This is a genomic window from Pseudomonas lini (assembly GCF_001042905.1).
Taxonomy (GTDB): domain Bacteria; phylum Pseudomonadota; class Gammaproteobacteria; order Pseudomonadales; family Pseudomonadaceae; genus Aquipseudomonas; species Aquipseudomonas lini.
The window spans coordinates 194,388-219,347 of record NZ_JYLB01000009.1 but is presented as its reverse complement, the minus strand read 5'-3'; the positions used below and the strand labels follow the sequence as shown (position 1 = coordinate 219,347).

The window sequence follows — 24,960 nt, the reverse complement described above, 5'->3', positions numbered from 1 at the left end:
TGGGGGCCTGATAGAGCCTGACCTGCTGCGAAAGTTCTACTGCTATGCCGTTGCCGTTTGTAACACCTGCGGATTCGCGTGGAAAAACACGTGTTCAAGAATCGGCCCTACCGCCACTTCGCCGATTTCCTCATAGCCCTGACGTTTATAGAACTCCAGATAACGAGGATTCCCGGTGTCGAGGATCACGCCCTGTGAGTGCTCATCGACCGCGCACCAGTTATGGACCGCTTGCAGCAATTGTTCGCCGAAGTGCTTGCCCTGGAATTGCGGATGAACCCCCAGTAATGGCAAAACATGCACCGAGTCAGACGGCACACACGCCATCACGGCAGCGTGGTAATCGAGGTAGCGTCGGGTACAGCGAAACCCGGTGCTGAGCACCATCCGCAGGCGCCAGGCCCAGCTTTCGGTGATGCCCAGGCGGCGTTGCGGCGGCGCGATCAGGGCGATGCCGATCAAGCGGTCATTCACCAACAGGCCGATGGCCGGCAAATCCTGAAGAAAGTGTTGTTTGACCAGTTCGCGCACCGTCGCCCTCACTCGTTGTTCATAACCGGGGCGTTCAGCTTCGAACAGGTAGCCGAACGTCGGCTCGTGCCGGTACGCCTGATACAACAGGGAACGTGCTTCGCGGGAATAGCCGCTGTCGAGCATGTGGATATCGGCGATGACGGTCGAGTTTTCGGGCATACGGTAGATCTCCCCTGGGCGCGGCTCAGAAGGCCGCGCTCTTATTGGTACGAGCCTTTGGGTGGCTTCACAGTTCCCCACACAGGTATAGACCAAGCCGGGATCTTCATCGACTGGGCTGACGCCTTCGCGGGCAAGCCACGCTCCCACAGTGTCCGTGGCGTTCACAGATTTTGTGTACGACACGAATCCTGTGGGAGCGAGGCTTGCCCGCGAAGAGGCCCGATCTGCCAGCACATCTCTTCCACAGTTTCAGTGGCGTTCACAGATTTTGTGCACGACACGAATCCTGTGGGAGCGAGGCTTGCCCGCGAAGAGTCCCGATCTGCCAGCACATCTCTTCCACAGTTTCCGTGGCGTTCACAGATTTTGTGCACGACACGAATCCTGTGGGAGCGAGGCTTGCCCGCGAAGAGTCCCGATCTGCCAATACATCTCTGACAGAACAAAACGAATCCCCTCACCCCAAGGCTGGCCCCATTCCTACATGTCAGCTAGCATCGCACTTTTGCCAGGACTGCCGACCATGAAGATCGTCTCCTTCAACATCAACGGGCTGCGCGCTCGCCCGCATCAGCTGGCGGCGCTGATTGAGAAACATCAACCAGACGTGATCGGATTGCAGGAAACCAAGGTCCACGACGACCAGTTTCCCCTGGCCGAGGTTCAGGCACTGGGTTATCACGTACATTTCCACGGGCAAAAAGGCCACTACGGCGTGGCCCTGCTCTCGCGCCAGGAACCGATTGCCTTGTACAAAGGTTTCACCACTGACGAAGAAGACGCTCAGCGACGCTTCATCTGGGGCACTTTCTCCGACGCCAATGGCGTGCCGGTAACCATCATGAACGGCTATTTCCCACAGGGTGAAAGCCGCGATCACCCCACCAAATTCCCGGCCAAGGAACGTTTCTACAGCGATTTACAGCAGTTGCTGGAAAGCCAGTTCAGCAACGACCAGCCGATTGTGGTGATGGGCGATGTGAATATTTCCCCGGAAGACTGCGACATCGGCATCGGCCCGGACAACATGAAACGCTGGCTGAAAACCGGCAAATGCAGCTTCCTGCCCGAAGAACGGGAATGGATGGCCCGCCTGAAGAACTGGGGCCTGGTCGACAGTTTCCGTCACCTGAACCCGGACGTTGCCGACCGTTTCAGCTGGTTCGACTACCGTAGCCGTGGTTTTGAGGATGAGCCCAAGCGCGGGCTGCGGATTGACCTGATCATGGCGTCCCATGGATTGTTGCCGCGAGTGAAGGATGCCGGCGTGGATTACGACTTGCGCGGGATGGAAAAACCTTCCGACCACGCGCCGATCTGGCTTGAGTTGAGCTGATCCTACAAAATCTACACAAGGTTAATGTGGGAGCGGGCTTGCTCGCGAAGGCGGTGTGTCATCCAATATTGATGTTGGCTGACACACCGCCTTCGCGAGCAAGCCCGCTCCCACATTGGTAACTGTCATCGTTCAGAAACCTTACTGACTTATTCTCCCGGCACTTTCCCAGGCTTATAAGGTGTCGGCATGACGCTGCGCGTGTTGTTCCTGTTGCTGTTCGGCGCTGTGCTGCCGGTGTCGGCTGGCGACTTGCCGACGCCCGAACGTGGTCCGGTGTTGCACATCCAGGGCTCCAACACCATTGGTGCGGCATTGGGCCCGGCGCTGGTCGAGGGCTTGATGCGCGAACAGGGCCTGCTCAAGGTTCATCGCGAAGCCCCGGACAAAGCCAACGAACAACGCATCGTCGGCGAAACCGTTCAGGGACGCCGAGTTGAAGTGGAGGTCGCGGCCCACGGTTCCAGCACCGGGTTCAAAGCCCTGAAAATCGCATCCGCCGATCTCGCGGCCTCGTCGCGCCCGATCAAGGACAGCGAACGGCTGGATCTCGAACCGCTGGGCGACCTGAAAAGCCCGATTGCCGAGCAAGTCATCGCCATCGACGGGCTGGCAATCATCCTTCATCCGAACAATTCGCTGAAGCAACTCAACACCGTACAACTGGCGCGAATCTTCAGCGGCGAAGCGAAAACCTGGGAAGAACTCGGCGGCACCGGTGGGACGATTCATCTCTATGCGCGGGATGATCAATCGGGTACCTATGACACGTTCAAGGAATTGGTCCTCAGCCCGCGTGGGAAAATGCTGAGCGGCAACGCGAAACGGTTCGAATCCAGCGAGCAATTGTCCGACGCCGTCAGTCTGGACCCGCAAGGCATTGGCTTCATCGGTTTGCCTTATGTGCGCCAGGCCAAAGCCGTGGCCATTGTCGATGGCGACTCCCAGGCCATGCTGCCGCTCAATAGCCTGATCGCGACGGAAGATTACCCACTGTCCCGTCGGCTGTTCTTTTACTTACCGCCGAATGGGAAAAATCCTTGGGCCAAGGCCTTGGTGAAGTTTGCCCAAAGCAGCAAAGGCCAGGCGATCGTCGCGGACAATGGTTTTATCGCGCAGACGGTTCAGGCCATGGCGGTCACGCCCAATGCGCTGATGCCCGAGGGTTATCAGGCGCTCAGCCGTCATGCCCAGCGCCTGACGGTGAATTTTCGTTTCGAAGAAGGCAGCGCGACACTGGACAACAAGGCCCGACAGGACCTGTCGCGGGTGCTCGACTATATAAAGCAGCACGACAAAACCAATCGACAGGTGACGCTGGTAGGGTTTGGCGACGCCAAGAGCGACCCGGCGCGGGCCGACTTGCTGTCGAAACTGCGGGCCATGGCGGTGCGGCGAGAGCTGGTGAAAAGCGGCGTGGTGTTTCGTGAGATTCGCGGTTTCGGCGCCGAGATGCCGGTGGCGACCAACAGCGGGGATGAGGGACGGATCAAGAATCGGCGGGTTGAGGTTTGGGTGTATTGAATCTGATGTTTATGGGTTGAATGGGCCGACGCCATCGCGGGCAAGCCCGCGATGAACGATGACGCGGTGCCTGTCAGTGCCCGCTGCGCGAAACCAGACAACCCGGTACATCTGAAACAACCGGGTTGCCGTATTTCAGGGCCGCTTCGCGCCCCAGCGGGAGCAAGCTCCATCGCCACAAAAGCCCACCAGTCTTACTGCCCGCTACGCATCATCTCTTTCGGGACATACTTGCCGATCTCGAACTTGCCGATCGCCGCGCGGTGCACTTCGTCCGGGCCATCGGCCAGGCGCAGGGTGCGTTGCATCGCATACATGTAGGCCAGCGGGAAATCGTTGGAAACCCCTGCCCCGCCATGGATCTGGATCGCCCGATCGATCACCCGCAATGCCACGTTCGGCGCGACGACTTTGATCTGCGCGATTTCGCTCTTCGCCACCTTGTTGCCGACGGTGTCCATCATGTACGCCGCTTTCAACGTCAGCAGGCGCGCCATGTCGATCTCCATCCGTGAGTCGGCGATTTTGTCGATGTTGCCGCCCAGCCGCGCCAAGGGTTTGCCGAACGCGGTGCGGTTGACCGCGCGTTTGCACATCAGCTCCAACGCACGCTCGGCCATGCCGATCGAACGCATGCAGTGGTGAATCCGGCCTGGGCCTAGGCGACCTTGAGCAATTTCGAAGCCGCGTCCTTCACCCAACAGAACGTTTTCGTACGGCACCCGGACGTTTTCGAACAGCACTTCGGCGTGGCCGTGAGGCGCGTCGTCATAACCGAACACCGGCAGCGGACGCACAATCTTCACGCCTGGGGTATCCACCGGCACCAGAATCATCGAGTGCTGCGCATGGCGCGGTGCATCCGGGTTGCTCAGACCCATGAAGATCAGGATCTTGCAGCGCGGATCGCAGGCCCCTGAGGTCCACCATTTCTTGCCGTTGATCACCCATTCGTTGCCATCACGCACAGCGCGGGCGGCCATGTTGGTGGCGTCGGACGAGGCCACATCCGGTTCGGTCATGGCGAACGCCGAGCGGATCTCGCCGCGCAACAGCGGTTCGAGCCAGCGCTGCTTCTGTTCTTCATTGGCGTAGCGCACCAGCACTTCCATGTTGCCGGTGTCTGGTGCGGAGCAGTTGAACGGCTCAGGGCCCAGCAGCGAGCGGCCCATGATTTCCGCCAATGGCGCATATTCGAGGTTGGTCAGACCAGCGCCGAGTTCGGATTCAGGCAGAAACAAATTCCACAGGCCTTCAGCTTTAGCCTTGAGTTTGAGTTCTTCCATGATCGCTGTCGGCTGCCAGCGATCGCCCTCGGCGACCTGGCGTTCGAACACCGCTTCAGCGGGATAAACGTAGGTGTCCATGAACGCGGTCACGCGCTCACGCAGTTCTTGCACTTTGGGCGAATAAGCGAAATCCATGGGCAGCTACCTTCTTACTTAAGGGAGGTTGTTCAGGGCATGCATTCGATGCTAGAACAGCGTTGATAATTTACCTAGCCTATTCTCGGCGTGTATTAACATTCATCACCGATATATGATCGACTGATCGAGCCACCTTCCTAAAACAAGAAGCAGAGAGCGCAGCGCAATGAATCTGAGCAAGGTCGACCTCAACCTTTTCATCGTCTTCGACGCGATCTACACCGAAGCCAACCTGACTCGCGCCGGGCAGATTGTCGGCATTACTCAACCGGCAGTCTCGAACGCTCTGGCCCGCCTGCGCGAGACATTCAACGATCCGCTTTTCGTGCGTACTGCCCAAGGCATGGTGCCGACGCCGATGGCGCAGAACATCATCGGCCCTGTGCGCAACGCCCTCTCCTTGCTGCGGGTGTCGGTGCAGGAAAGCCGCATCTTCAACCCGTTGCAGGCGGTCAAGACCTACCGCATTAGCATGACCGACCTCACTGAAGCGGTGATCCTGCCGCCGCTGTTCCAGCGCCTGCGACGCCTGGCGCCGACGGTGATCATCGAAAGCTTCTTGTCCAAACGTCGCGAGACCACCAAGGAATTGGCCGCCGGTCGTCTCGATTTCGCGGTGGATGCGCCGCTCAACACTGACCCGCAGGTACGTCACGTCAAGTTGATGGAGGACCGTTACGTGTGCGCCATGCGCAAGGGGCATCCGTTGGCGGGCAAAGAAAAATTCACCCTCGACGATTATCTGTCCCTGACCCACATCCATATTTCCAGCCGCCGCAGCGGTCTGGGTTATGTCGACCTGGCCCTGGGCAAAATGGGCATCCAGCGCAAGATCGCCCTGCGCTCCCAGCACTACCTGATGGCGTCCCAGGTGTTGCAGCAGACCGACATGGTCATGACCGTGCCGGAACGCTTCGCCCGTCGCCATGACTTGTACGCGGTGAACCTGCCGGTTAAAGAGGTCCCGCCGGTGGAAACTCACCTTTATTGGCATGAAAGCACTGACCAGGACCCGGCCAACCGCTGGATGCGCGAGCAGATGATCGAGTTGTGCCAGCAGGTTACGGCACATGAGAAGAAGCTCGATAAGGTGTAAGGCTTTGGACCGCGTCATCGTTCTTCGCGGGCAAGCCCGCTCCCGCATTTGATCGCATTCCCCTGAGAGAACGCGGTCACCTGTGGGAGCGGGCTTGCCCGCGAAGAGGTCAGTGATACCCACGAAGATCCATGCCCCTTGACGTAAACGTCAACCTGCCATTAGCTTAGCGCCATGACCTTTTTCGAGCGCTTCCATGAGCAGCCAGACCTATAGCATTTCCGACCTCGCCCGCGAGCTCGACATCACCACCCGGGCCATTCGCTTCTATGAGGAGCAAGGCCTGCTCAGCCCCGAGCGTCGTGGCCAGGAACGCATTTATTCGCCCCGTGACAAGGTCAGCCTGAAGCTGATCCTGCGGGGCAAGCGCATTGGTTTTTCCCTGGCCGAATGCCGCGAGCTGATCGAACTCTATGACCCCTCCAGCGGTAACACCAAGCAACTGCACAGCATGCTGGCGAAAATCGCCGAACGTCGGGAACAACTCGAACAGCAACTGCTGGACATCGAACAGATGAAACTGGAGCTCGACACGGCTGAAGAGCGCTGTACTCAGGCGCTGGAGCAGACGATCAAGAGCCAGCAGCTCGTGTAGGAGCTGAGCTTGCTCGCGAAAGCGGTATGTCCTTCAACATTGATGTCGACTGACCTGACGCTTTCGCGAGCAAGCTCAGCTCCTACAGGGTTCTGTGAACATTCATACAATTTCAACAGGTCGATTCCCATGTCCCTACCCACCCACGTACGCCTGGTCGAAGTCGGCCCCCGCGACGGTTTGCAAAACGAAGCCCAGCCCATCAGCGTTGCGGACAAGGTGCAACTGGTCGACGCGCTGACCGCCGCAGGCCTGGGTTATATAGAAGTCGGCAGTTTCGTCTCGCCCAAATGGGTGCCGCAAATGGCCGGTTCCGCCGAGGTCTTCGCACAGATCCAGCGCAAGCCGGGCGTAACCTACGGCGCCCTCGCCCCCAACCTGCGGGGCTTTGAAGACGCCATCGCCGCCGGGGTCAAGGAAGTCGCCGTGTTCGCCGCAGCGTCCGAATCGTTTTCCCAGCGCAACATCAATTGCTCGATCAGCGAGAGCCTGGAGCGCTTCGTGCCGATCATGGATGCCGCCAAACAACACGGTGTCAGCGTGCGCGGTTACGTGTCCTGCGTGCTGGGCTGCCCTTATGAAGGTGACATCGCACCTGAACAAGTCGCCCGGGTCGCTCGCGAGCTCTATGCGATGGGCTGCTACGAGGTTTCGCTGGGAGACACTATCGGCACCGGCACCGCTGGCGCGACCCGCAAGATGTTCGAAGTGGTGTCAGCCGATGTGCCACGGGAAAAACTGGCCGGGCACTTTCACGACACCTATGGCCAGGCCATGGCCAACATCTACGCCAGCCTGCTGGAAGGCATTGCGGTGTTCGACAGCTCCATCGCCGGCCTTGGCGGTTGCCCGTACGCCAAGGGCGCCAGCGGTAATGTCGCGACCGAAGACGTGGTTTACCTGCTCAACGGCCTGGGCATCGAGACCGGAATCGACCTGGACGCCTTGATTCGGGCCGGCCAACAGATTTGCGCAGTGCTGGGGCGTCCTACCGGTTCGCGCGTGGCCAAGGCCCGCAGCGCACAGTGACAGCGTGGATGTGTCCGGGTGTTACCGCGTGTTCTGAAACGTGGGCGGAAACGAGTAACACGGAAACAAATTATCGGGTTTGGATCGGATGAAAAATCCTACTTAAAACTCAAACAATTGATTTTAAAGGGTTTTTAAAAGTTGGCACGGCTTCTGCTATCTCTATGGCATAACAAGAATAAAAACTGCAAACCAATAAAAATAAGACGTAACGACTCTGACATAACAAGAACAACACGGCAGAGACGCAGCTAACAGATTTTTTTGGAGAAGATGTGCTTTACAGGGTGCTTTTCGAAGTAACCCGCAACCGGGCAGAGAACAATAAAACTACCTTCAGGTAGCTCCCGAACTGGTTGGATCGCTTAGCGAAAAAGTAGATCAGCGCTCAAAAAAATACGTTTGCTCTTGATCCCGGATGGGGATCGACAAAAACAGCGGTAAAGGGCCACGGTTGCCAAAAACAACAACAGACCGCCCCTCAATAATAAAAAAAGAGCACGTACGACAAAATTAAAGGGGAGCTTCGGCTCCCCTTTGTGCTTTCTCGTGTTTCACGAAACCTGTACCTGTAGGAGCGAGGCTTGCCCGCGAAAGCGATTTGTCATTCAACATTGAGTCGACTGACCCGACGCCTTCGCGGGCAAGCCTCGCTCCTACAGTATCGCTTTGAGCTCCTCGATGCTGATCTCACGCATCCGAAACTTCTGAATCTTCCCCGTCACCGTCATCGGAAACTCCTCGACGAACTTGAAGTAACGCGGCGTCTTGAAGTGCGCGATGCGCTCCTTGCACCAGGCTTGCAGTTCCTGCTCGGTGGCGCTGTGGCCGGGGTGGAATTTGATCCAGGCAACGATCTCTTCGCCGTAGCGGGAGCAAGGAATGCCGATCACCTGCACGTCGGCTACCGCCGGGTGGGTGAAGAAGAACTCTTCCAGCTCCCTTGGGTAAACATTCTCTCCGCCGCGGATGATCATGTCCTTGTTACGCCCGGCGATGCACACGTAGCCTTCGTCGTTCATGCTCGCCAGATCACCGGTATGCATCCAGCCCGCCTCATCGATAGCCTCGGCGGTGCCTTGCGGGTTATTCCAGTAGCCGAGCATCACGCTGTAGCCTCGAGTACACAGCTCGCCGATGGTGCCGCGCGGTACCAGATTGCCCGCCTCGTCGATGATTTTGCTTTCCAGTTGCGGCTGAGTACGGCCAACGGTGGTGACACGCAATTCCAGTTCGTCTGACGGACCGGTCTGCAAAGACACGGGGCTGGTTTCCGTCATGCCGTAGGCAATCTGCACTTCGCTCATATGCATTTCGCTGATAACCCGGCGCATCACCTCGATCGGACAGGTCGCCCCGGCCATGATCCCGGTGCGCAGGCTCGACAAATCAAACTCGGCGCGCTTGGGCTGATCGAGCATGGCGATGAACATGGTCGGCACGCCGTAAAGCGCGGTGGCTTTTTCTTCGGCGACGGTGCTCAGCGTCAGCAATGGATCGAAGGCGTCATTGGGGTAAATCATGGTGCTGCCGTGGGTGACGCAGCCAAGATTGCCCATGACCATGCCGAAGCAGTGATACAGCGGCACCGGAATCACCAGCCGATCATCGGGGGTCAGCCCGAGGCTTTCGCCGACCATGTAACCGTTGTTGAGAATGTTGTAGTGGCTGAGGGTCGCGCCCTTGGGGAAACCGGTGGTGCCGGAGGTGTACTGGATGTTTACCGCTTGGTCGAAATGCAGGCTGTCCTGACGCTCGCGCAATTGCTCGACCGACACGCTGGCCGCCAGATCGGTCAGCTGCGACCACGGCAGGAACCCCGATGGCGGCTGCGCATCCAGGCTGATCACCCCGCGCAGTTCCGGCAGGCGTTCGCTCTGCAACTGGCCGATGGATTGCTCCGCCAGTTCCGGTGCCAGACCTTGCAACATGCCATGATAGTCGGAGGTCTTGAAAGCCCCGGCACAGACCAGCCATTGGCAACCGGACTGCTTCAACACGTATTCGAGTTCGGAACTACGGTAAGCCGGATTGATGTTGACCAGGATCACGCCGATTTTCGCGCTGGCGAACTGGCTGATGCACCACTGGGCACAATTCGGTGCCCAGATGCCGAGCCGGTCACCAGTTTGCAAACCCAACGCCAACAACGCTCTGGCGTGCAGGTCGACGGCCTCTGACAGCTGCTTCCAGGTGTAGCGCATCTGTTGATGGCGCACGACCAGCGCCTCCCCGTTCGGGTATTGCGCGACCGTGTTATCGAACGCCTGACCGATGGTCATCGCCAGCAAGGCTTTGTCCTGGGAACCACGGGTATAGCTGCGCTGCGGGCTTGCACTGGGTTGATCCATGACGACCCCTATTGTCTTTTTTAATGGGCTGCCGACGGTCACCTGTGGGAGCGACCCGTGGCGAGGGGGCTTGCCCCCGTTTGAGTGCGTAGCACTCACAAGATCTTCGGTACATCGGAAATTTTGGGGCCGCTTCGCAGCCCAACGGGGGCAAGCCCCCTCGCCACGGGTCGCTCCCACAGGGTTGGTCCGCTTTTCAATCTTGAACTGGCTCTACTCTCGCTCAAGTTGACGTTAACGTAAAGGGTGATTGACAGCCATTCATCACAGGCTTACGTTAACGTAAAGGTGAGAGCCGAATCACTGCCCTCCCCACCCTACAAAAAAGCCAAAAGGTGTCCCATGAGCTACCCATCCCTGAACTTTGCCCTCGGTGAAACCATCGACATGCTGCGCGATCAGGTTCAGTCCTTCGTCGCCAAAGAGATCGCCCCGCGCGCCGCTCAGATCGACATCGACAACCTGTTCCCGGCTGATCTGTGGCGCAAATTCGGCGACATGGGCCTGCTGGGCGTTACCGTGCCGGAAGAGTACGGCGGTGCTGGCCTGGGTTACCTGGCCCACGTGGTCATCATGGAAGAAATCAGCCGTGGTTCGGCCTCGGTCGCTTTGTCTTACGGCGCTCACTCCAACCTGTGCGTCAACCAGATCAATCGCAACGGCACTCACGAACAGAAAAGCAAATACCTGCCGAAGCTGATCAGCGGCGAGCACATCGGTGCCTTAGCCATGAGCGAACCGAATGCCGGCTCCGACGTGGTCTCGATGAAACTGCGCGCCGACAAACGCGGCGATCACTACGTGCTCAACGGCAGCAAGACCTGGATCACCAACGGCCCCGACGCCAACACCTACGTGATCTACGCCAAGACCGACCTGGAAAAAGGCCCGCATGGCATCACCGCGTTCATCGTCGAACGCGACTGGAAAGGCTTCAGCCGCAGCAGCAAGTTTGACAAGCTCGGCATGCGCGGTTCGAACACCTGCGAGCTGTTCTTCGATGACGTCGAAGTCCCGGAAGAAAACATCCTCGGCGTACTTAACGGCGGTGTGAAAGTGCTGATGAGTGGCCTCGACTACGAGCGCGTGGTGCTTTCCGGCGGCCCGACCGGGATCATGCAGGCCTGCATGGACCTGATCGTTCCGTACATCCACGACCGCAAACAGTTCGGCCAGAGCATCGGCGAATTCCAGCTGATCCAGGGCAAAGTCGCCGACATGTACACCCAACTCAATGCCAGCCGCGCCTACCTCTATGCGGTGGCCCAAGCCTGCGAGCGCGGCGAAACCGCGCGCAAGGACGCCGCCGGAGTCATCCTCTATAGCGCCGAATGCGCGACCCGAATGGCCCTCGACGCGATCCAGATTCTCGGCGGTAACGGCTACATCAACGAATTCCCGGCTGGTCGTCTGCTGCGTGATGCCAAGCTGTACGAAATCGGCGCCGGCACCAGTGAGATCCGTCGCATGCTCATCGGTCGCGAACTGTTCAACGAAACCCGCTAAACGGAGCTGCACATGGCTATCCTGCATACCCAGCTCAATCCCCGTTCGGCGGAGTTCGCGGCCAACAGCGCGGCGATGCTCAAACAGGTCGACGCCCTGCACACCCTGCTCGCGCAAGTGCAGCAAGGTGGCGGCCCGAAGGCTCAAGAACGGCATACATCGCGGGGCAAACTGCTGCCGCGTGAACGGATCAATCGTCTGCTCGATCCGGGTTCGCCATTTCTCGAAATCAGCCAACTGGCGGCCTACGCGGTGTACGGCGAAGACGTTCCCGCCGCTGGTGTGATTGCCGGAATCGGCCGGGTGGAAGGCGTCGAATGCATGATCGTCGCCAACGATGCCACCGTGAAAGGCGGCTCGTACTATCCGCTGACCGTAAAAAAACACCTGCGCGCGCAAACCATCGCCCAGCAAAATCGCCTGCCCTGCATTTATCTGGTGGACTCCGGCGGCGCCAACTTGCCGCGTCAGGACGAAGTATTCCCGGACCGCGAACACTTCGGGCGGATCTTCTTCAACCAGGCCAACATGAGCGCCATGGGCATTCCGCAGATTGCGGTGGTCATGGGCTCGTGCACCGCCGGGGGCGCTTACGTACCCGCGATGGCCGATGAAGCGATCATGGTCCGTCAGCAGGCAACGATTTTCCTCGCCGGCCCACCGCTGGTGAAAGCCGCGACGGGTGAAGTGGTCAGCGCCGAAGACCTCGGCGGGGCCGATGTGCACTGCAAGATTTCCGGTGTCGCCGACCATTACGCCGAGAGCGATGAACACGCCCTCGCATTGGCCCGGCGCAGCGTCGCCAACCTCAATTGGCGCAAGCTCGGTGAACTGCAACAACGCACGCCGATCGCGCCGCTGTACAGCAGCGACGAGTTGTACGGCGTGGTGTCGGCGGACGCCAAGCAACCATTCGACGTGCGCGAAGTGATCGCGCGCCTGGTGGACGGCTCGGTGTTCGATGAATTCAAGGCATTGTTCGGCACGACATTGGTGTGCGGCTTTGCCCACCTGCACGGTTACCCGATCGCGATCCTCGCCAACAATGGCATCCTCTTCGCCGAAGCCGCGCAGAAAGGCGCGCACTTTATCGAACTGGCCTGCCAGCGCGGCATTCCATTGCTATTTCTGCAAAACATTACCGGCTTCATGGTCGGCCAGAAATACGAAGCCGGCGGCATTGCCAAACACGGTGCGAAACTGGTGACCGCCGTGGCCTGTGCCAAGGTGCCGAAATTCACCGTGATCATCGGCGGCAGCTTCGGCGCCGGTAACTACGGCATGTGCGGTCGGGCCTACGATCCACGCTTCCTGTGGATGTGGCCGAACGCACGGATTGGCGTGATGGGGGCCGAACAGGCGGCGGGCGTGCTGGTGCAGGTCAAGCGTGAGCAAGCCGAGCGCGGTGGTCATGGTTTCAGCGCCGAGCAGGAAGCCGAGATCAAGCAACCGATCCTCGATCAATACGAAGAACAGGGGCATCCCTATTATTCCAGCGCTCGACTGTGGGACGACGGCGTTATCGACCCGGCGCAGACCCGCGACGTGTTGGCCCTGGCCTTGTCGGCGTCGCTGAATGCGCCAATCGAACCGAGCCGCTTCGGCGTGTTCCGGATGTAATCCGACCTTGTAGGAGCGAGGCTTGCCCGCGAACAGGCATGACGCGGTGCAACAGGTACACCGCGGCGCTTCCTTCGCGGGCAAGCCTCGCTCCTACAGAATAGAGTTGTGGAGACGGATGAATATGAGCGACTTCAATACCCTCGAACTGCTGACCGATCCAAGGGGTTTTGCGACCTTGTGGCTCAGCCGTGAAGAAAAGAACAACGCCTTCAACGCCGAAATGATCCGCGAACTGATCCTCGCGCTGGACAAAGTGTCGAGCGATGCCAGTCTGCGTTTTCTGTTGATCCGCGGTCGCGGCAAGCATTTCAGCGCCGGTGCCGATCTGGCCTGGATGCAGCAATCGGCCGAACTCGATTACCACACCAACCTCGACGACGCCCGGGAACTGGCGGAGTTGATGTACAACCTCGCCAAGCTGAAAATCCCGACCGTGGCGGTGGTGCAAGGCGCGGCCTATGGTGGCGCGCTGGGCCTGATCAGCTGCTGCGACATGGCCATCGGCGCCGACGACGCACAGTTCTGCCTGTCGGAAGTGCGCATCGGCCTGGCGCCGGCGGTCATCAGCCCGTTCGTGGTGCAAGCCATCGGCGAACGCGCGGCACGGCGCTATGCCTTGACCGCCGAACGTTTCGGCGGGCAACGGGCTCGGGAAATCGGCTTGTTGTCGGAAAGCTACCCGATGGCTGAACTGGAGCAGAAAGTCGATCAGTGGATCGACAACCTGCTGCTCAACAGCCCGGCGGCCATGCGCGCCAGCAAGGATTTGCTGCGTGAGGTCGGCCACGGCGCGCTGACCCCAGCGCTGCGGCGCTACACCGAGAATGCCATCGCCCGAATCCGCGTCAGTCCCGAAGGCCAGGAAGGCCTGCGCGCCTTCCTGCAAAAACGCTCGCCAACCTGGCAAGCCGAAACCACCCTCAAGGAGCCGCGTTGATGAGCGCACCTGTTCTCACCACCTTGCTGGTGGCCAACCGCGGCGAAATCGCTTGCCGAGTGATGCGCACCGCCAAGGCTCTGGGCCTGACCACCGTGGCCGTGCACAGCGCCACCGACCGTGACGCCCGGCACAGCCGCGAAGCCGATATCCGCGTCGACCTGGGCGGCAGCAAAGCCGCCGACAGTTACCTACAAATCGACAAACTAATCGCTGCCGCGAAAGCCAGCGGCGCTCAGGCGATTCATCCCGGTTATGGTTTTCTCTCGGAAAACGCCGGGTTCGCCCGAGCGATCGAAGCGGCCGGCCTGATCTTTCTCGGCCCGCCTGCCTCGGCCATTGACGCCATGGGCAGCAAGTCCGCGGCCAAAGCCTTGATGGAAACCGCCGGCGTGCCACTGGTGCCCGGCTATCACGGCGAAGCTCAGGACCTCGACACCTTCCGCGACGCCTGCGAACGCATCGGTTATCCGGTGCTGCTCAAAGCCACGGCGGGCGGTGGCGGTAAAGGCATGAAAGTGGTCGAGGATGTCAGCCAACTGGCCGAAGCCCTGGCCTCGGCACAACGTGAAGCGCTGTCCTCGTTCGGCGATTCGCGAATGTTGGTGGAAAAATACCTGCTCAAACCACGCCACGTGGAAATCCAGGTATTCGCCGACCAGCATGGCAACTGCCTGTACCTCAACGAACGTGATTGCTCGATTCAGCGCCGGCATCAGAAAGTCGTCGAAGAAGCGCCGGCTCCGGGCCTGAGCCCGGAATTGCGTCGGGCCATGGGTGAAGCCGCTGTGCGCTCGGCCCAGGCCATCGGTTACGTCGGTGCCGGCACCGTGGAGTTTCTGCTGGATGCGCGCGGTGAGTTCTTCTTCATGGAGATGAACACGCGCTTGCAAGTTGAACACCCGGTCACCGAAGCCATCACCGGCCTCGACCTGGTGGCCTGGCAGATTCGCGTGGCTCGCGGTGAAGCGCTGCCAATGACTCAAGACCAGGTGCCGCTGATCGGCCATGCGATCGAAGTGCGGCTGTACGCCGAAGACCCGGGCCATGATTTCCTGCCGGCCACCGGGCGTCTGGCGTTGTACCGCGAATCCGCCGAAGGACCGGGGCGTCGCGTGGACAGTGGCGTCGAAGAAGGCGACGAGATTTCGCCGTTCTACGACCCGATGCTCGGCAAGCTGATTGCCTGGGGCGAAGACCGTGAGCAGGCGCGGCTGCGGTTGCTGAGTATGCTTGATGAGTTTGCCATTGGCGGCCTGAAAACCAACATCAACTTCCTGCGCCGGATCATCGGCCACCCTGCATTTGCCGCGGCGGAGCTGGATACCGGTTTTATTCCGCGTTATCAGGAACAACTGCTGCCAGCACCTTCAGACCTCAGCGATGAATTCTGGCAAGCGGCCGCGCAGGCATTTGCCCAGAGCCAGCCGAGCACGACCCGCGCTGATGACCTGAGTTCGCCTTGGGGTATCAGCAACGGATTCCGTGCCGGACTGCCGACAGAAATCACCCTGCATTTGAGTTGCGAAGGGCAAGACCGGGCGCTGACCCTGGGCGATGCCGACGCTCATACCGCCCAGCTCAAGGGTGAATACCTGCTGACCGAACACAACGGCTTGCGCCGCCAGCATCGGGCCATCCGCCGTGGCGATACGCTGTATCTGCAATGGGACGGTGAGCTGCGCCGCATCGAGGCCTACGACCCGATCAGCGCTGTCGAAGCCAGTCACAGCCATCAAGGCGGCCTCACCGCCCCCATGAACGGCAGCATCGTGCGAGTGCTGGTGGAGGCCGGGCAAACGGTCGACGCCGGGGCGCAATTGGTGGTGCTGGAAGCGATGAAAATGGAGCACAGCATTCGCGCGCCCCACGCGGGGATTATCAAGGCGTTGTATTGCCAGGAAGGCGAGATGGTCAGCGAAGGCAGTGCCTTGGTGGAGTTGGAACACGCGTGAAATGAAGATCGGTCCTACGCTTTGCGAGGACCGATCTGATTAGAATTTGGCAGTCGCCTGAACCACCACGCCGATGATTCGGCATTCTTCGGTGTAAAGGGCTTTCGGATAGGTCGGATTGAGCGGGACCAGATAACGCTGCCCGCCCTCTTCGATCAGTTTGCGAAAAACCGCCTCGGCGCTGCCGGGCCATTGGGCGATCACCAGTTTGCCAGGCTCCGGCACGATGGCCGGGTCCACCAGAATCAACATGTCCGCGGCAATGCTCACACCCGTGGGCGCGGTCATCGCATCGCCGACCACCACCAGCCAGAACGCCGCGCCCTGTGCGTGGTAATCGGACAGCTCGAAGCGCGGTTTGCTGACAGCCGATGAAGCTCCGTAGGTCAATAACTCCCCGTCGCGCACCTCCCCGGTTTCCCGCCAGTCACTGACCGGGTAGCGAAAGTACGGGTTGTACTTTTGCGCCAGAGAGATCTCTTCATCCTGTGAGATCTGCGGTTCCCTGATCACCATCGCGACTTCCAGATAGTCCATCCCCAGCGCCTGCAAGACACGGTTCATCTCTTGGATGCGGGGCTGACGACGTTTATTCAGCCAATGGCCGACGCCGCCCTGGGACATTCCGATGCGCTCGGCGAGTATCTCTTGAGTGACTTTGAGTTCACTCATTTTGGCCTTGACCAATTCAATCCATTTATCCATGTGCGGCACGATACGTGGGGTACTCCGACCAACAAAACACAAATTGTAGTATTTAAATCCAAGATACAAATACAGTAAGTACTAAGCTGGGCTCACGGATTTGAATCTATCACGGAGCTTGCCATCGTCATGACCATCCCCAGCATTACCCTGCCCGACACCCAATTCGACACTACGCTCAACTCGCCAAAAGGCTCTGCCGCCGCGCAGCGGGCGCTGGACTATTACTTGAAACCAGCTGTGTCAGAAGAGGCCAGCGAAGAACGTTTCTTCGATGTGAACCGTAACATCAGCAGCGAAGAGGCACTGGTCCATGCTTCGGATCTGTTGCGCTGTGCTGCCGCCACCGCGCATGAGTCAGCCAACCAGCTGCAGGGTGCAAGCCGGGATCTGGCGTTTTCGACGGTGCATATGATCGACATGGCCAAGGCGATGGTCGACAGGTCCCTGGAGGGCAATCAGAACGATTGACGAGGAAGCGCTTTGGAGGAAGACAGGAAAAATTTTCCAATCGCGCAGATAAAAACATTTGACTTGCAAATGATAATGATTATTATTGCATCAACTGATCGCGAGATCAGTCGATGGCCCAAGGGACCTTAGGTCGGTCTCCTGGACTATCTCCTCATCAGGCTAATCACGGTTTTTGACCCGGCTTTTTGCCGGGTCTTTTTTTGCCAGTTATTCTGGCTTTGGCTTCAGGCTAATGAAGTCTGTCGGTGCTGCAAATTCGATTGGCGCGGATGATATCAAAAGAATGTCTGTTGGCAAGAGAGGCCCGGTAGCATTGGGCCAAACTAACGCAAAATAGCACTTGAGAATCACTCGCACAGTCTCTAAGCTGCGTCGGCGTCAAGGAGGACGCCCCCCATTCTCACCCTCGCAATTTCCCCCGGTTTCTCCCTTCCTTGCGTGTAAAGTAGCAGCCATAAAAATCATATTCAGGAATTGATTATGGCCGTGGCTAGATCTTCTTTCGACATCAACGCGAACTTCGACAGTGGCAACATCGAAGTGCTGGACATCAGCAATCCTTTGCAAGCGCTGCTGGCGATCAAGCCAGACACTCGCAGCCAGCATTTCCAGTGGTTCCACTTCAAGGCCAGCGGTCTGCACGTCGGACAGGAGCATTGGTTTCGCCTGAACAACGCCAGTAAATCCTCGTACAACAAAGCCTGGGATGGCTATCAGGCGGTGGCGTCCTATGACCACGTCAACTGGTTCCGGGTACCGACCATTTTCGAAGGCGACTGCCTGCGTTTCAGCCTCGAAGCCACTGCCACTCATGCCTGGTTCGCCTACTTCGAACCCTACAGCCGAGGCCGGCATGACTGGCTGATCGAACAGGCACTGACCAAAGCCGGTACAGAACTGCTGGCCACCGGCAAGAGCGTTGAAGGTCGCGACATCCAGTTACTGCGCAAAGGTACGGGTGCCGAAGGTCAGCGCAAGGTCTGGATCATCGCCCAGCAACACCCCGGCGAACACATGGCTGAATGGTTCATGGAAGGCGTGATCGAGCGCCTGGAAAAACACGACGACCCGGTGCTGAAAAAACTCCTGGCCAGTGCCGACCTGTACCTGGTGCCGAACATGAACCCGGACGGCGCCTTCCACGGTCATTTGCGCACCAACGCCATGGGCCAGGACCTGAATCGTGCGTGGCAGAGCGCCAGCCAGGAAGTCAGCCCGGAAGTGCTGTTCGTTCAGCAGCAGATGGAAAAGTATGGCGTCGACCTGTTCCTCGACATCCATGGCGATGAAGAAATCCCCCACGTGTTCACCGCCGGTTGCGAAGGTAACCCGGGCTATACGTCGCGGATCGAAAAACTCGAAGAACATTTCCGCAGTCATCTGAAACATCAAACCAAAGACTTCCAGACCAAACACGGCTACACCCGCGACGAGCCTGGCAAAGCGAACATGACCCTGGCCTGCAACAGCGTCGGTCAGAAGTTCGACTGCCTGTCGCTGACCCTGGAGATGCCCTTCAAAGACCACAACGACGCACCGAACCCGCTGACCGGCTGGTCCGGCAAACGCTCGAAGCAGTTGGGCAAGGACGTGCTGACAACCATCGCCGACATGGTCGATACCTTGCGTTGATTATTTAAGATCAAAAGATCGCAGGCTTCGCCAGCTCCTACAGGGTTTTGAGTACGCCTGTAGGAGCTGCCGAAGGCTGCGATCTTTTGACGTTTCACTCGGCAGCAATCCGCACACAATCCTCCGGCCCCAACAAGCGCCCATCCTCGGCACGCAATTCCAGAGCCCGCACCGGTCGACCGTTCTCACGATCGACAACCCGCGAATGCGCCTCCCCCGCCTCATAGAAAAACGCCTCGCCCCACTGCCGCAATCCGATGATCAACGGGAACAGACCCTTGCCCTTCTCCGTCAGCACGTATTCCTGATACGCGCTGCCGTCCGACGCAGGCACCAAATCGAAAATACCGTGAGCCACCAACGTACGCAGACGTGCCGAGAGAATGTTTTTGGCCATACCCAGATTGCGCTGGAACTCACCGAATCGCCGCAGGCCATCGAACGCGTCGCGCACGATCAATAACGACCACCAATCACCAATCGCATCCAGTGAACGGGCAACCGGGCATTCGGCGCCTTCCATGCTTGTACGTTTAACCATGACCGCGTCCGCCGGCAACAAATGTGGTTGCAATATAAAACCAGACTCCCTACCGTACAACTGGTTTTATTTTGAAACCACACAAGGAAGCCTGTGATGAAACCTGACCACCCGTTAAGCGGCGCAGTGGTGCTGCTATTTGCCGTCGCCTGCGGCCTGGCCGTCGGCAATGTGTATTACGCACAACCGCTGCTCGATGCCATGGCCGAAGCCTTCGCCATGGATCCGGCAACCATCGGTATCGTCGTCACCCTTACCCAGATCGGTTATGGCGTGGGTCTGTTGTTGCTGGTTCCGCTAGGGGATCTGCTCAACCGCCGCCGGCTGATCGTCGTGCAAACCCTGCTGTCGGCGCTGGCTTTATTGATGATCACGTTTGCCTCGAACAGCATCTGGCTGTTGCTCGGCATGGCGCTGACCGGATTACTGGCGGTCGTGACGCAAGTCCTGGTGGCCTACGCCGCGACCCTGGCCATCCCGGCGCAACGCGGGCGTGTGGTGGGCGTGATCACCAGCGGCATTGTCGTCGGCATTCTGTTGGCACGAACGGTGGCGGGCGGTATGGCCGATCTGGCCGGTTGGCGTTCGATTTATCTGTTGTCCGCCGGGTTGACCCTGCTAATGGCGCTGCTGTTGTTTCGTGTGCTGCCCAAGCACGAAGAGGCGCGACCGGAAAGCGCTTACGCCGCGTTGATCGGTTCGGTATTCACGTTGATCAAGGAAGAACCGGTATTGCGTCAACGGGCCATGCTCGCCCTGCTAACCTTCGCCAGCGCCATGGTGCTGTGGACACCCTTGGTACTGCCGCTGAGTGCCCCGCCGCTTTCACTTTCCCACACCGAAATCGGACTGTTCGGCCTGGCCGGAGCCGCCGGTGCGCTGGCCGCCGCTCGCGCCGGGCATCTGGCCGATCGCGGTCTGGGGCAATGGACCAGTGGACTGTCGTTGCTGCTGATGCTCGCCTCATGGTTACCCATCGCACTCACCCAATCCTCGTTATGGGCGCTGCTGCTCGGGGTGATTACGCTGGATCTGGGTTTGCAAGCCGTTCACGTTACCAGCCAGAGCATGATCTACAGCGTGCGCCCCGAAGCGCAAAGCCGACTCACCGCCGGCTACATGCTGTTCTATTCGATCGGCAGCGCCTTGGGTTCCATCGGTTCGACGGCGATGTACGCCTGGGCGGGATGGATTGGAGTGTGTTGGCTGGGTGCGGGGATCAATGCCGTGGCGCTGATTTATTGGTGGATGACGTTGGCCACGAAGGACCGATCTGTGGAAGCAGCTTCACACTGACGCGTAGGAGCTGCCACAGGCTGCGATCTTTTGATCTTGATCTTCGCGGTCTTACGGCGCCAAGATCAAAAGATCGCAGCCTGCGGCAGCTCCTACATTGACCGTGTACATCCGCAGAATTTGGCTGCAGCTGTTGGGATCACCCGCGATCCTTACCCCGCAGCATGCTGTTCAGCACATTATCCCGACGCACCCAGCCATGAAACAACGCCGCCGCCAAATGCAGCAGCACAGTCAGAAACAGCAGATACGCCAGATACCCATGCGCCTTGCGCAGGAACGCAAACACCTGCGCATTCGCCGGCAAGATCGAAGGCAACTGCAATGAACTACTGAGCATCACCGGGTCGCCAGCCGCCGAAATCATCGCCCAGCCCAGCAGCGGCAAAATCAGCATCAAGGCGTACAACAAGATATGCGAAGCCTTGGCCGCGAGCGCTTGCCAACCCGACAGGTCCGCCGGCAGCGGTGGTTGTCGGGTCGAAAAACGCACGGCCAGGCGCACGATCACCAGCAACAGAATCGCAACGCCCAAAGGTTTATGCAGATGGATCAGCCACTCATGACGCTCGGACACCGAGGCCGCCATGCCCGCGCCGATAAACAGCATAGAGATGATCATCAGCGCCATCAGCCAGTGCAGCAGCCGCGCCAATGGCGCGAAATGGTTCGGTTGAGCGCTCATTGTCGAGACTCCTGTTTGTCGTTGGGCAACTGCTTCACTTCGCTGGTGCGACGCAGGTAGGAACGGGCGTAACCCGCTGAGCGAGCGGCAAGCAGCGGGTCGTCGGAGCCTTCGATACCGCTGGGCAATATCAGTGGGTCGTAGTTGATGTCACGGCACTCGCCATTGAGTTGCGGCTGAGTACTTTCGAGCACCAACGTGCCGGCGTTCAGCACTTTTCGATCGACGGGCCAGGCCTTGCTCGCGTCGTTGACCGAATCCCCGGGGTTCGCCAGGGTGATGTTCAACTGCCAACGCAACGGGCCGGCGGACAAGCGCTGTACCAGATCTTTCTCGAGGAAATCACCGCCCTCGGGGGCCGTTGCACCTGCCGCGTCCTGAGCCACTGGCGTCATGCTCCAACGCACCGCTTGCCGCTGACCGACTGCGTTCACCAGGTAAAACGCGTTGACGCTGTTATAGGTTTCCGTCGCGTAGCTGGCCGACGGTTTGGCGGTCTTGACCCACGTCAGAAACGGCACGGCTTCGGGGTGCGCCGCAAAGAACGCTGGCACAGCCGCCGGGTTCGGTTTTCCGGTAGCCGGATCCGGTGACTGTGCTTGTTGCAACTGATAGAACGCCTCGGGCGTGCCCACCGGGAATACCGGCATACTGTTCATCCCGGTGCGCCACTGCTGACCGTTTGCCTGGGTAAAACGCAACGCCAGGCTGCGGATCGGCACGCTGTTGTCCGGCGCGTAAGGATTGCCGGCAGGCAGCGCGAAACGCCCGACCACCGGGGTCCGCGCTTCGCTGAACACTTGGGCGCTGGAATACTCGCGCGCCTGACTACTGCTCTCGAAATGCCCGATCACGCACACGCCTTTGGCGTGGTTACGACGGAATCCCGGGTGCACGCCGTTGTTTTTCTCCAGCACATTGACCAAGTCTTTCGGCGTCAGGCGCTGTGGGTCGAGTGTGCCGTTGACATAGGCAAAAGCCCCGGCCAGCGCGGCGACCACCACGGCAATGCCGGTCAGGCGCAACGTCAGGCTCGCGGCACTCAGCGGTGGCCGGCCAGGCCCCGTTGGTGGTGATGAGCGATCTACCATGAATGACTCCAGGGCCATCGGCCACAAGTGAGAAGAATCAGGCAGACGAACCGCGCCAAGATTTATTCCATCGCCCGGTGTTTATTTTTCCAGGCGTGGAATAACCTCAAATGCCGGGCGTCTTCCTGAACACTCACCACAGCGTAGTGACTGGTCAGAACTTCATGAACGATATCGACGAACAACTCAGGGAAGTCATTCCCAGGCTGCGGCGTTTCGCCGTATCGCTCACGCGCAACCCCAGCAGCGCCGATGATCTGGTGCAGGCCTGCCTTGAGCGCGCGCTGTCGAGTTGGGGCGACAAACGTCCCGAGGGCGACTTGCGTGCCTGGCTGTTTTCGATCCTTTATCGGCAGTTTCTCGACGCTCATCGCCGTTCCCGGCGTTATGCGCGGATGCTCGAATTCTTTACCGGCCGTGATGATGCGCAACCTTCGGCAGAACGCACGGTGATCGCCCAATCGACCCTGCAAGCCTTCGATCAACTCAGCACCGAACAGCGCGCACTGTTGCTCTGGGTGTCGGTGGAAGGCTTGAGCTATAAGGAGGTCGCCGAGATTCTCGACGTCCCCATCGGCACCGTGATGTCGCGCCTGTCCCGCGCACGCCAGGCCTTGCGCCAGCTCAGCGACGGCGAAATCACCCACCCTTCTCTGCGGAGACTCAAATGATCAGCATGCCTCCCAGCGAACGTGACCTGCACGCCTACGTCGATCACCAACTCAGCGATACCGACCGACATCGGGTGGAGACTTATCTGGCCAACAACACCGAAGTGGCCGCGCAAGTACGCGCCTGGCAACACGATGCCCAACAATTGCGCGCGGCCCTGAGCGGCGCCTTGCAACAACCGGCCAACCCGGAACTCGACCCGGCAATGATTCGCCAGCGAGTCAAACGCCAGTCGCGCCGTCATCTGGCCAGCGCGGCGGTGTTGCTGATCGCGGTCAGCGTCGGCGGTTTGAGCGGTTGGCAGGCACGGGAAATGACCCTGGTCCGCGCCCCATTGCCGATGACCGATGCGATGCAGGCCTACCGGCTGATTGCCCAGCAAGGCATCCTGCCGGCGGATTACACAGTCAGCGATGACGGCGATATGCAGGGCTGGCTCGATCGGTATTTCAGCCAGGCCCATCGTCTGCCGAACCTGACCGCTGCCGGATACACACCCATCAGCGGGCGGTTGCTCAGCACCGAACAAGGGCCAGCGGCGATGGTGGTGTACGAGGATCAGAGCGGCCATAAAGTCAGCTTCTACGTCCGTCCGCCCGGGCCGAAAAACACCCTGCTGCCTCGCGGTAGTCGTAGCGATGGTGAATTGCAGGCCGAGTACTGGTCGGGGGCCGGGTACAACTATGCGATGGTCAGCCCGAGTGATACACCGGCGGCGCAGATGCTCAAACAGACGCTGAAATTTTGATCTCAGGAAGCGGAGACAACACCAACCGAATGTGGGAGCGGGCTTGCTCGCGAAGACCGTTTAACATTCAACGTTTATGTCGACTGACACACCGTTTTCGCGAGCAAGCCCGCTCCCACAGGGGATTTGTGGAGGCCTGAGATTGTGGTCACCCCTGCCCAAACACTTGCGAAGGCCTTCGCAACAGCGGGTCGAACGGATTGATCCGCGGCCCGATCAGCGCGGCTTCACGCTTGAGCATCTCCACCACCGTCGGCAAGCGATCCGGCCCCAGGCGATCGCTGACCGTGGCCACACTCAGCGCCGCCACCGCCCGACCTTCGCGGTCGAGGATCGGCACCGCCACCCCGGCCATGCCTTGCAATACGCCGGTATTGCGCCCGGCGTAACCGAGGGTGCGCACATTCTCGACTTCCGAGCGCAGGAACACTTCGTCGTACAGATGAAAATCCTTGAGCCGTGGCAAGTTGTAATGAATCACCGTGTCGCGTTCCTCTTCTGGCAGAAATGCCAGAATCGCCAGGCTGCCCTGCCCCACACCCAGCGCCACCCGCCCGCCGATATCACCGGTGAACGTGCGGATCGGAAACGGCCCTTCACTGCGGTCCAGACAGATCGCATCGAAGCCGCTACGCGCCAGTAAAAACAACGAATCCCCCAACGATGCCGACAGCCGCAGCAACGCCGGCCGCGCCAGTTCGCGCAAGTTGCCGGTGTTGCCGGCACGGGCCGCCAAGGCAAAAAACTCCAGGCTCAGGCGATAGCGTTTGCTGCGCGCGTCCTGCTCGACCATGCCCTCGTCCATCAGGCTGCGCAGCAAGCGGTGGGTGGTCGGTTGCGACAAACCAATGCGTTGTGCCAGTTGCGTCACGCGCTCTCCGCCCTCGACAGTGTCCCCCAGGCTGCGTAGCACCGCAAATAGCCTTGAGACAGCACCGACGCCGACTTCATTTTTGTTTTCATTCCGCTCAATGGAATCAGGCATGTGATTTCTCGACAATAAATTTACTCACTGAATGAAACTGAAAATAGTCATCGCTT

General features: G+C 59.4%; 22 protein-coding genes. 14 read left to right on the top strand and 8 right to left on the bottom strand.

Translation table 11 applies throughout. The features are described from left to right. Positions 1-42: 42 nt before the first annotated feature. Positions 43-693, bottom strand: a complete 651-nt coding sequence (locus tag TU81_RS24245) for a GNAT family N-acetyltransferase (protein ID WP_038982463.1) — start codon at positions 691-693, stop codon at positions 43-45. Between the two features lie 526 nt (positions 694-1,219). On the opposite strand from TU81_RS24245, the gene xthA reads away from it, so the two are divergent. Then, positions 1,220-2,032 (top strand): exodeoxyribonuclease III, encoded by an 813-nt coding sequence (gene xthA / locus TU81_RS24240; protein WP_038982462.1) that lies wholly within the window; start codon positions 1,220-1,222, stop codon positions 2,030-2,032. Positions 2,033-2,221: 189 nt separating this feature from the next. Continuing rightward, a complete protein-coding gene (locus tag TU81_RS24235; protein ID WP_038982459.1) occupies positions 2,222-3,556 on the top strand; it encodes a substrate-binding domain-containing protein in 1,335 nt (444 codons plus the stop codon). Between the two features lie 194 nt (positions 3,557-3,750). Here the strand turns inward: TU81_RS24235 and TU81_RS24230 are convergent, their stop codons facing one another. After that, positions 3,751-4,980 (bottom strand): acyl-CoA dehydrogenase, encoded by a 1,230-nt coding sequence (locus TU81_RS24230; RefSeq protein ID WP_048396884.1) that lies wholly within the window; start codon positions 4,978-4,980, stop codon positions 3,751-3,753. A 169-nt stretch (positions 4,981-5,149) separates the two neighbouring features. On the opposite strand from TU81_RS24230, the gene TU81_RS24225 reads away from it, so the two are divergent. The 3 genes from TU81_RS24225 (at position 5,150) to TU81_RS24215 (ending at position 7,703) form a co-directional block, all read left to right on the top strand. Further along, complete coding sequence (locus TU81_RS24225) at positions 5,150-6,079, top strand: LysR family transcriptional regulator (RefSeq protein ID WP_007904083.1); 930 nt, start codon at positions 5,150-5,152, stop codon at positions 6,077-6,079. Between the two features lie 196 nt (positions 6,080-6,275). After that, a complete protein-coding gene (locus TU81_RS24220; protein WP_007904077.1) occupies positions 6,276-6,674 on the top strand; it encodes a MerR family transcriptional regulator in 399 nt (132 codons plus the stop codon). 129 nt (positions 6,675-6,803) lie between these two features. Then, complete coding sequence (locus TU81_RS24215) at positions 6,804-7,703, top strand: hydroxymethylglutaryl-CoA lyase (RefSeq protein WP_048396882.1); 900 nt, start codon at positions 6,804-6,806, stop codon at positions 7,701-7,703. Between the two features lie 656 nt (positions 7,704-8,359). On the opposite strand, the gene TU81_RS24210 is transcribed toward TU81_RS24215, so the two are convergent. Beyond that, complete coding sequence (locus TU81_RS24210) at positions 8,360-10,054, bottom strand: AMP-binding protein (protein WP_038982451.1); 1,695 nt, start codon at positions 10,052-10,054, stop codon at positions 8,360-8,362. 342 nt (positions 10,055-10,396) lie between these two features. Between TU81_RS24210 and TU81_RS24205 the strand changes: the two genes are divergently transcribed. From TU81_RS24205 to TU81_RS24190, 4 genes are all read left to right on the top strand, one after another. Then, positions 10,397-11,560, top strand: a complete 1,164-nt coding sequence (locus TU81_RS24205; RefSeq protein WP_048396880.1) for an isovaleryl-CoA dehydrogenase — start codon at positions 10,397-10,399, stop codon at positions 11,558-11,560. A gap of 12 nt (positions 11,561-11,572) precedes the next feature. After that, on the top strand, positions 11,573-13,180 hold the full coding sequence (locus tag TU81_RS24200) for a carboxyl transferase domain-containing protein (RefSeq protein WP_048396873.1): 1,608 nt from the start codon (positions 11,573-11,575) through the stop codon (positions 13,178-13,180). A gap of 124 nt (positions 13,181-13,304) precedes the next feature. Then, positions 13,305-14,120, top strand: coding sequence for a gamma-carboxygeranoyl-CoA hydratase (locus TU81_RS24195; RefSeq protein ID WP_048396871.1), 816 nt, complete (start codon positions 13,305-13,307; stop codon positions 14,118-14,120). Further along, entirely contained in the window at positions 14,120-16,075 is a 1,956-nt protein-coding gene (locus TU81_RS24190; protein ID WP_038982444.1) for an acetyl/propionyl/methylcrotonyl-CoA carboxylase subunit alpha, read from the top strand. The genes TU81_RS24195 and TU81_RS24190 overlap by 1 nt, the downstream gene beginning before the upstream one ends. Positions 16,076-16,114: 39 nt before the next feature. Here the strand turns inward: TU81_RS24190 and TU81_RS24185 are convergent, their stop codons facing one another. Continuing rightward, entirely contained in the window at positions 16,115-16,780 is a 666-nt protein-coding gene (locus TU81_RS24185) for a LexA family protein (protein WP_030130884.1), read from the bottom strand. A 129-nt stretch (positions 16,781-16,909) separates the two neighbouring features. Between TU81_RS24185 and TU81_RS24180 the strand changes: the two genes are divergently transcribed. Next, positions 16,910-17,251, top strand: coding sequence for a DUF6124 family protein (locus TU81_RS24180; protein WP_038982443.1), 342 nt, complete (start codon positions 16,910-16,912; stop codon positions 17,249-17,251). A 483-nt stretch (positions 17,252-17,734) separates the two neighbouring features. Then, on the top strand, positions 17,735-18,886 hold the full coding sequence (locus TU81_RS24175; protein WP_038982442.1) for a M14 family metallopeptidase: 1,152 nt from the start codon (positions 17,735-17,737) through the stop codon (positions 18,884-18,886). Positions 18,887-18,980: 94 nt separating this feature from the next. On the opposite strand, the gene TU81_RS24170 is transcribed toward TU81_RS24175, so the two are convergent. After that, positions 18,981-19,427 (bottom strand): winged helix-turn-helix transcriptional regulator, encoded by a 447-nt coding sequence (locus TU81_RS24170; protein WP_048396955.1) that lies wholly within the window; start codon positions 19,425-19,427, stop codon positions 18,981-18,983. 96 nt (positions 19,428-19,523) lie between these two features. Between TU81_RS24170 and TU81_RS24165 the strand changes: the two genes are divergently transcribed. Beyond that, a complete protein-coding gene (locus TU81_RS24165) occupies positions 19,524-20,723 on the top strand; it encodes an MFS transporter (RefSeq protein ID WP_048396869.1) in 1,200 nt (399 codons plus the stop codon). 139 nt (positions 20,724-20,862) lie between these two features. Here TU81_RS24165 and TU81_RS24160 read toward each other — a convergent pair whose 3' ends face one another. After that, positions 20,863-21,408 carry a cytochrome b gene (locus tag TU81_RS24160; RefSeq protein WP_048396867.1) on the bottom strand — a complete coding sequence of 182 codons (546 nt, stop codon included), beginning with the start codon at positions 21,406-21,408 and terminating at the stop codon, positions 20,863-20,865. Further along, complete coding sequence (locus TU81_RS24155) at positions 21,405-22,499, bottom strand: catalase family peroxidase (RefSeq protein WP_048396866.1); 1,095 nt, start codon at positions 22,497-22,499, stop codon at positions 21,405-21,407. The genes TU81_RS24160 and TU81_RS24155 overlap by 4 nt, the downstream gene beginning before the upstream one ends. Positions 22,500-22,663: 164 nt before the next feature. Between TU81_RS24155 and TU81_RS24150 the strand changes: the two genes are divergently transcribed. Further along, the gene (locus tag TU81_RS24150; protein ID WP_048396953.1) at positions 22,664-23,170 is read left to right on the top strand and encodes an RNA polymerase sigma factor; all 507 of its coding nucleotides are present in this window, start codon (positions 22,664-22,666) and stop codon (positions 23,168-23,170) included. Further along, positions 23,167-23,919, top strand: a complete 753-nt coding sequence (locus tag TU81_RS24145; protein ID WP_038982432.1) for an anti-sigma factor family protein — start codon at positions 23,167-23,169, stop codon at positions 23,917-23,919. Before TU81_RS24150 ends, TU81_RS24145 begins: the two co-directional genes overlap by 4 nt. Positions 23,920-24,067: 148 nt before the next feature. Here the strand turns inward: TU81_RS24145 and TU81_RS24140 are convergent, their stop codons facing one another. Next, a complete protein-coding gene (locus TU81_RS24140) occupies positions 24,068-24,904 on the bottom strand; it encodes an IclR family transcriptional regulator (protein ID WP_007896916.1) in 837 nt (278 codons plus the stop codon). Between the last annotated feature and the right edge of the window lie 56 nt (positions 24,905-24,960).

Coding starts and splice junctions, on each gene's coding strand:
- TU81_RS24245 (WP_038982463.1), bottom strand. CDS start 693: ATGCCCGAAAACTCGACCGTCATCGCCGATATCCACATGCTCGACAGC.
- xthA (WP_038982462.1), top strand. CDS start 1,220: ATGAAGATCGTCTCCTTCAACATCAACGGGCTGCGCGCTCGCCCGCAT.
- TU81_RS24235 (WP_038982459.1), top strand. CDS start 2,222: ATGACGCTGCGCGTGTTGTTCCTGTTGCTGTTCGGCGCTGTGCTGCCG.
- TU81_RS24230 (WP_048396884.1), bottom strand. CDS start 4,980: ATGGATTTCGCTTATTCGCCCAAAGTGCAAGAACTGCGTGAGCGCGTG.
- TU81_RS24225 (WP_007904083.1), top strand. CDS start 5,150: ATGAATCTGAGCAAGGTCGACCTCAACCTTTTCATCGTCTTCGACGCG.
- TU81_RS24220 (WP_007904077.1), top strand. CDS start 6,276: ATGAGCAGCCAGACCTATAGCATTTCCGACCTCGCCCGCGAGCTCGAC.
- TU81_RS24215 (WP_048396882.1), top strand. CDS start 6,804: ATGTCCCTACCCACCCACGTACGCCTGGTCGAAGTCGGCCCCCGCGAC.
- TU81_RS24210 (WP_038982451.1), bottom strand. CDS start 10,054: ATGGATCAACCCAGTGCAAGCCCGCAGCGCAGCTATACCCGTGGTTCC.
- TU81_RS24205 (WP_048396880.1), top strand. CDS start 10,397: ATGAGCTACCCATCCCTGAACTTTGCCCTCGGTGAAACCATCGACATG.
- TU81_RS24200 (WP_048396873.1), top strand. CDS start 11,573: ATGGCTATCCTGCATACCCAGCTCAATCCCCGTTCGGCGGAGTTCGCG.
- TU81_RS24195 (WP_048396871.1), top strand. CDS start 13,305: ATGAGCGACTTCAATACCCTCGAACTGCTGACCGATCCAAGGGGTTTT.
- TU81_RS24190 (WP_038982444.1), top strand. CDS start 14,120: ATGAGCGCACCTGTTCTCACCACCTTGCTGGTGGCCAACCGCGGCGAA.
- TU81_RS24185 (WP_030130884.1), bottom strand. CDS start 16,780: ATGGATAAATGGATTGAATTGGTCAAGGCCAAAATGAGTGAACTCAAA.
- TU81_RS24180 (WP_038982443.1), top strand. CDS start 16,910: ATGACCATCCCCAGCATTACCCTGCCCGACACCCAATTCGACACTACG.
- TU81_RS24175 (WP_038982442.1), top strand. CDS start 17,735: ATGGCCGTGGCTAGATCTTCTTTCGACATCAACGCGAACTTCGACAGT.
- TU81_RS24170 (WP_048396955.1), bottom strand. CDS start 19,427: ATGGTTAAACGTACAAGCATGGAAGGCGCCGAATGCCCGGTTGCCCGT.
- TU81_RS24165 (WP_048396869.1), top strand. CDS start 19,524: ATGAAACCTGACCACCCGTTAAGCGGCGCAGTGGTGCTGCTATTTGCC.
- TU81_RS24160 (WP_048396867.1), bottom strand. CDS start 21,408: ATGAGCGCTCAACCGAACCATTTCGCGCCATTGGCGCGGCTGCTGCAC.
- TU81_RS24155 (WP_048396866.1), bottom strand. CDS start 22,499: ATGGTAGATCGCTCATCACCACCAACGGGGCCTGGCCGGCCACCGCTG.
- TU81_RS24150 (WP_048396953.1), top strand. CDS start 22,664: ATGAACGATATCGACGAACAACTCAGGGAAGTCATTCCCAGGCTGCGG.
- TU81_RS24145 (WP_038982432.1), top strand. CDS start 23,167: ATGATCAGCATGCCTCCCAGCGAACGTGACCTGCACGCCTACGTCGAT.
- TU81_RS24140 (WP_007896916.1), bottom strand. CDS start 24,904: ATGCCTGATTCCATTGAGCGGAATGAAAACAAAAATGAAGTCGGCGTC.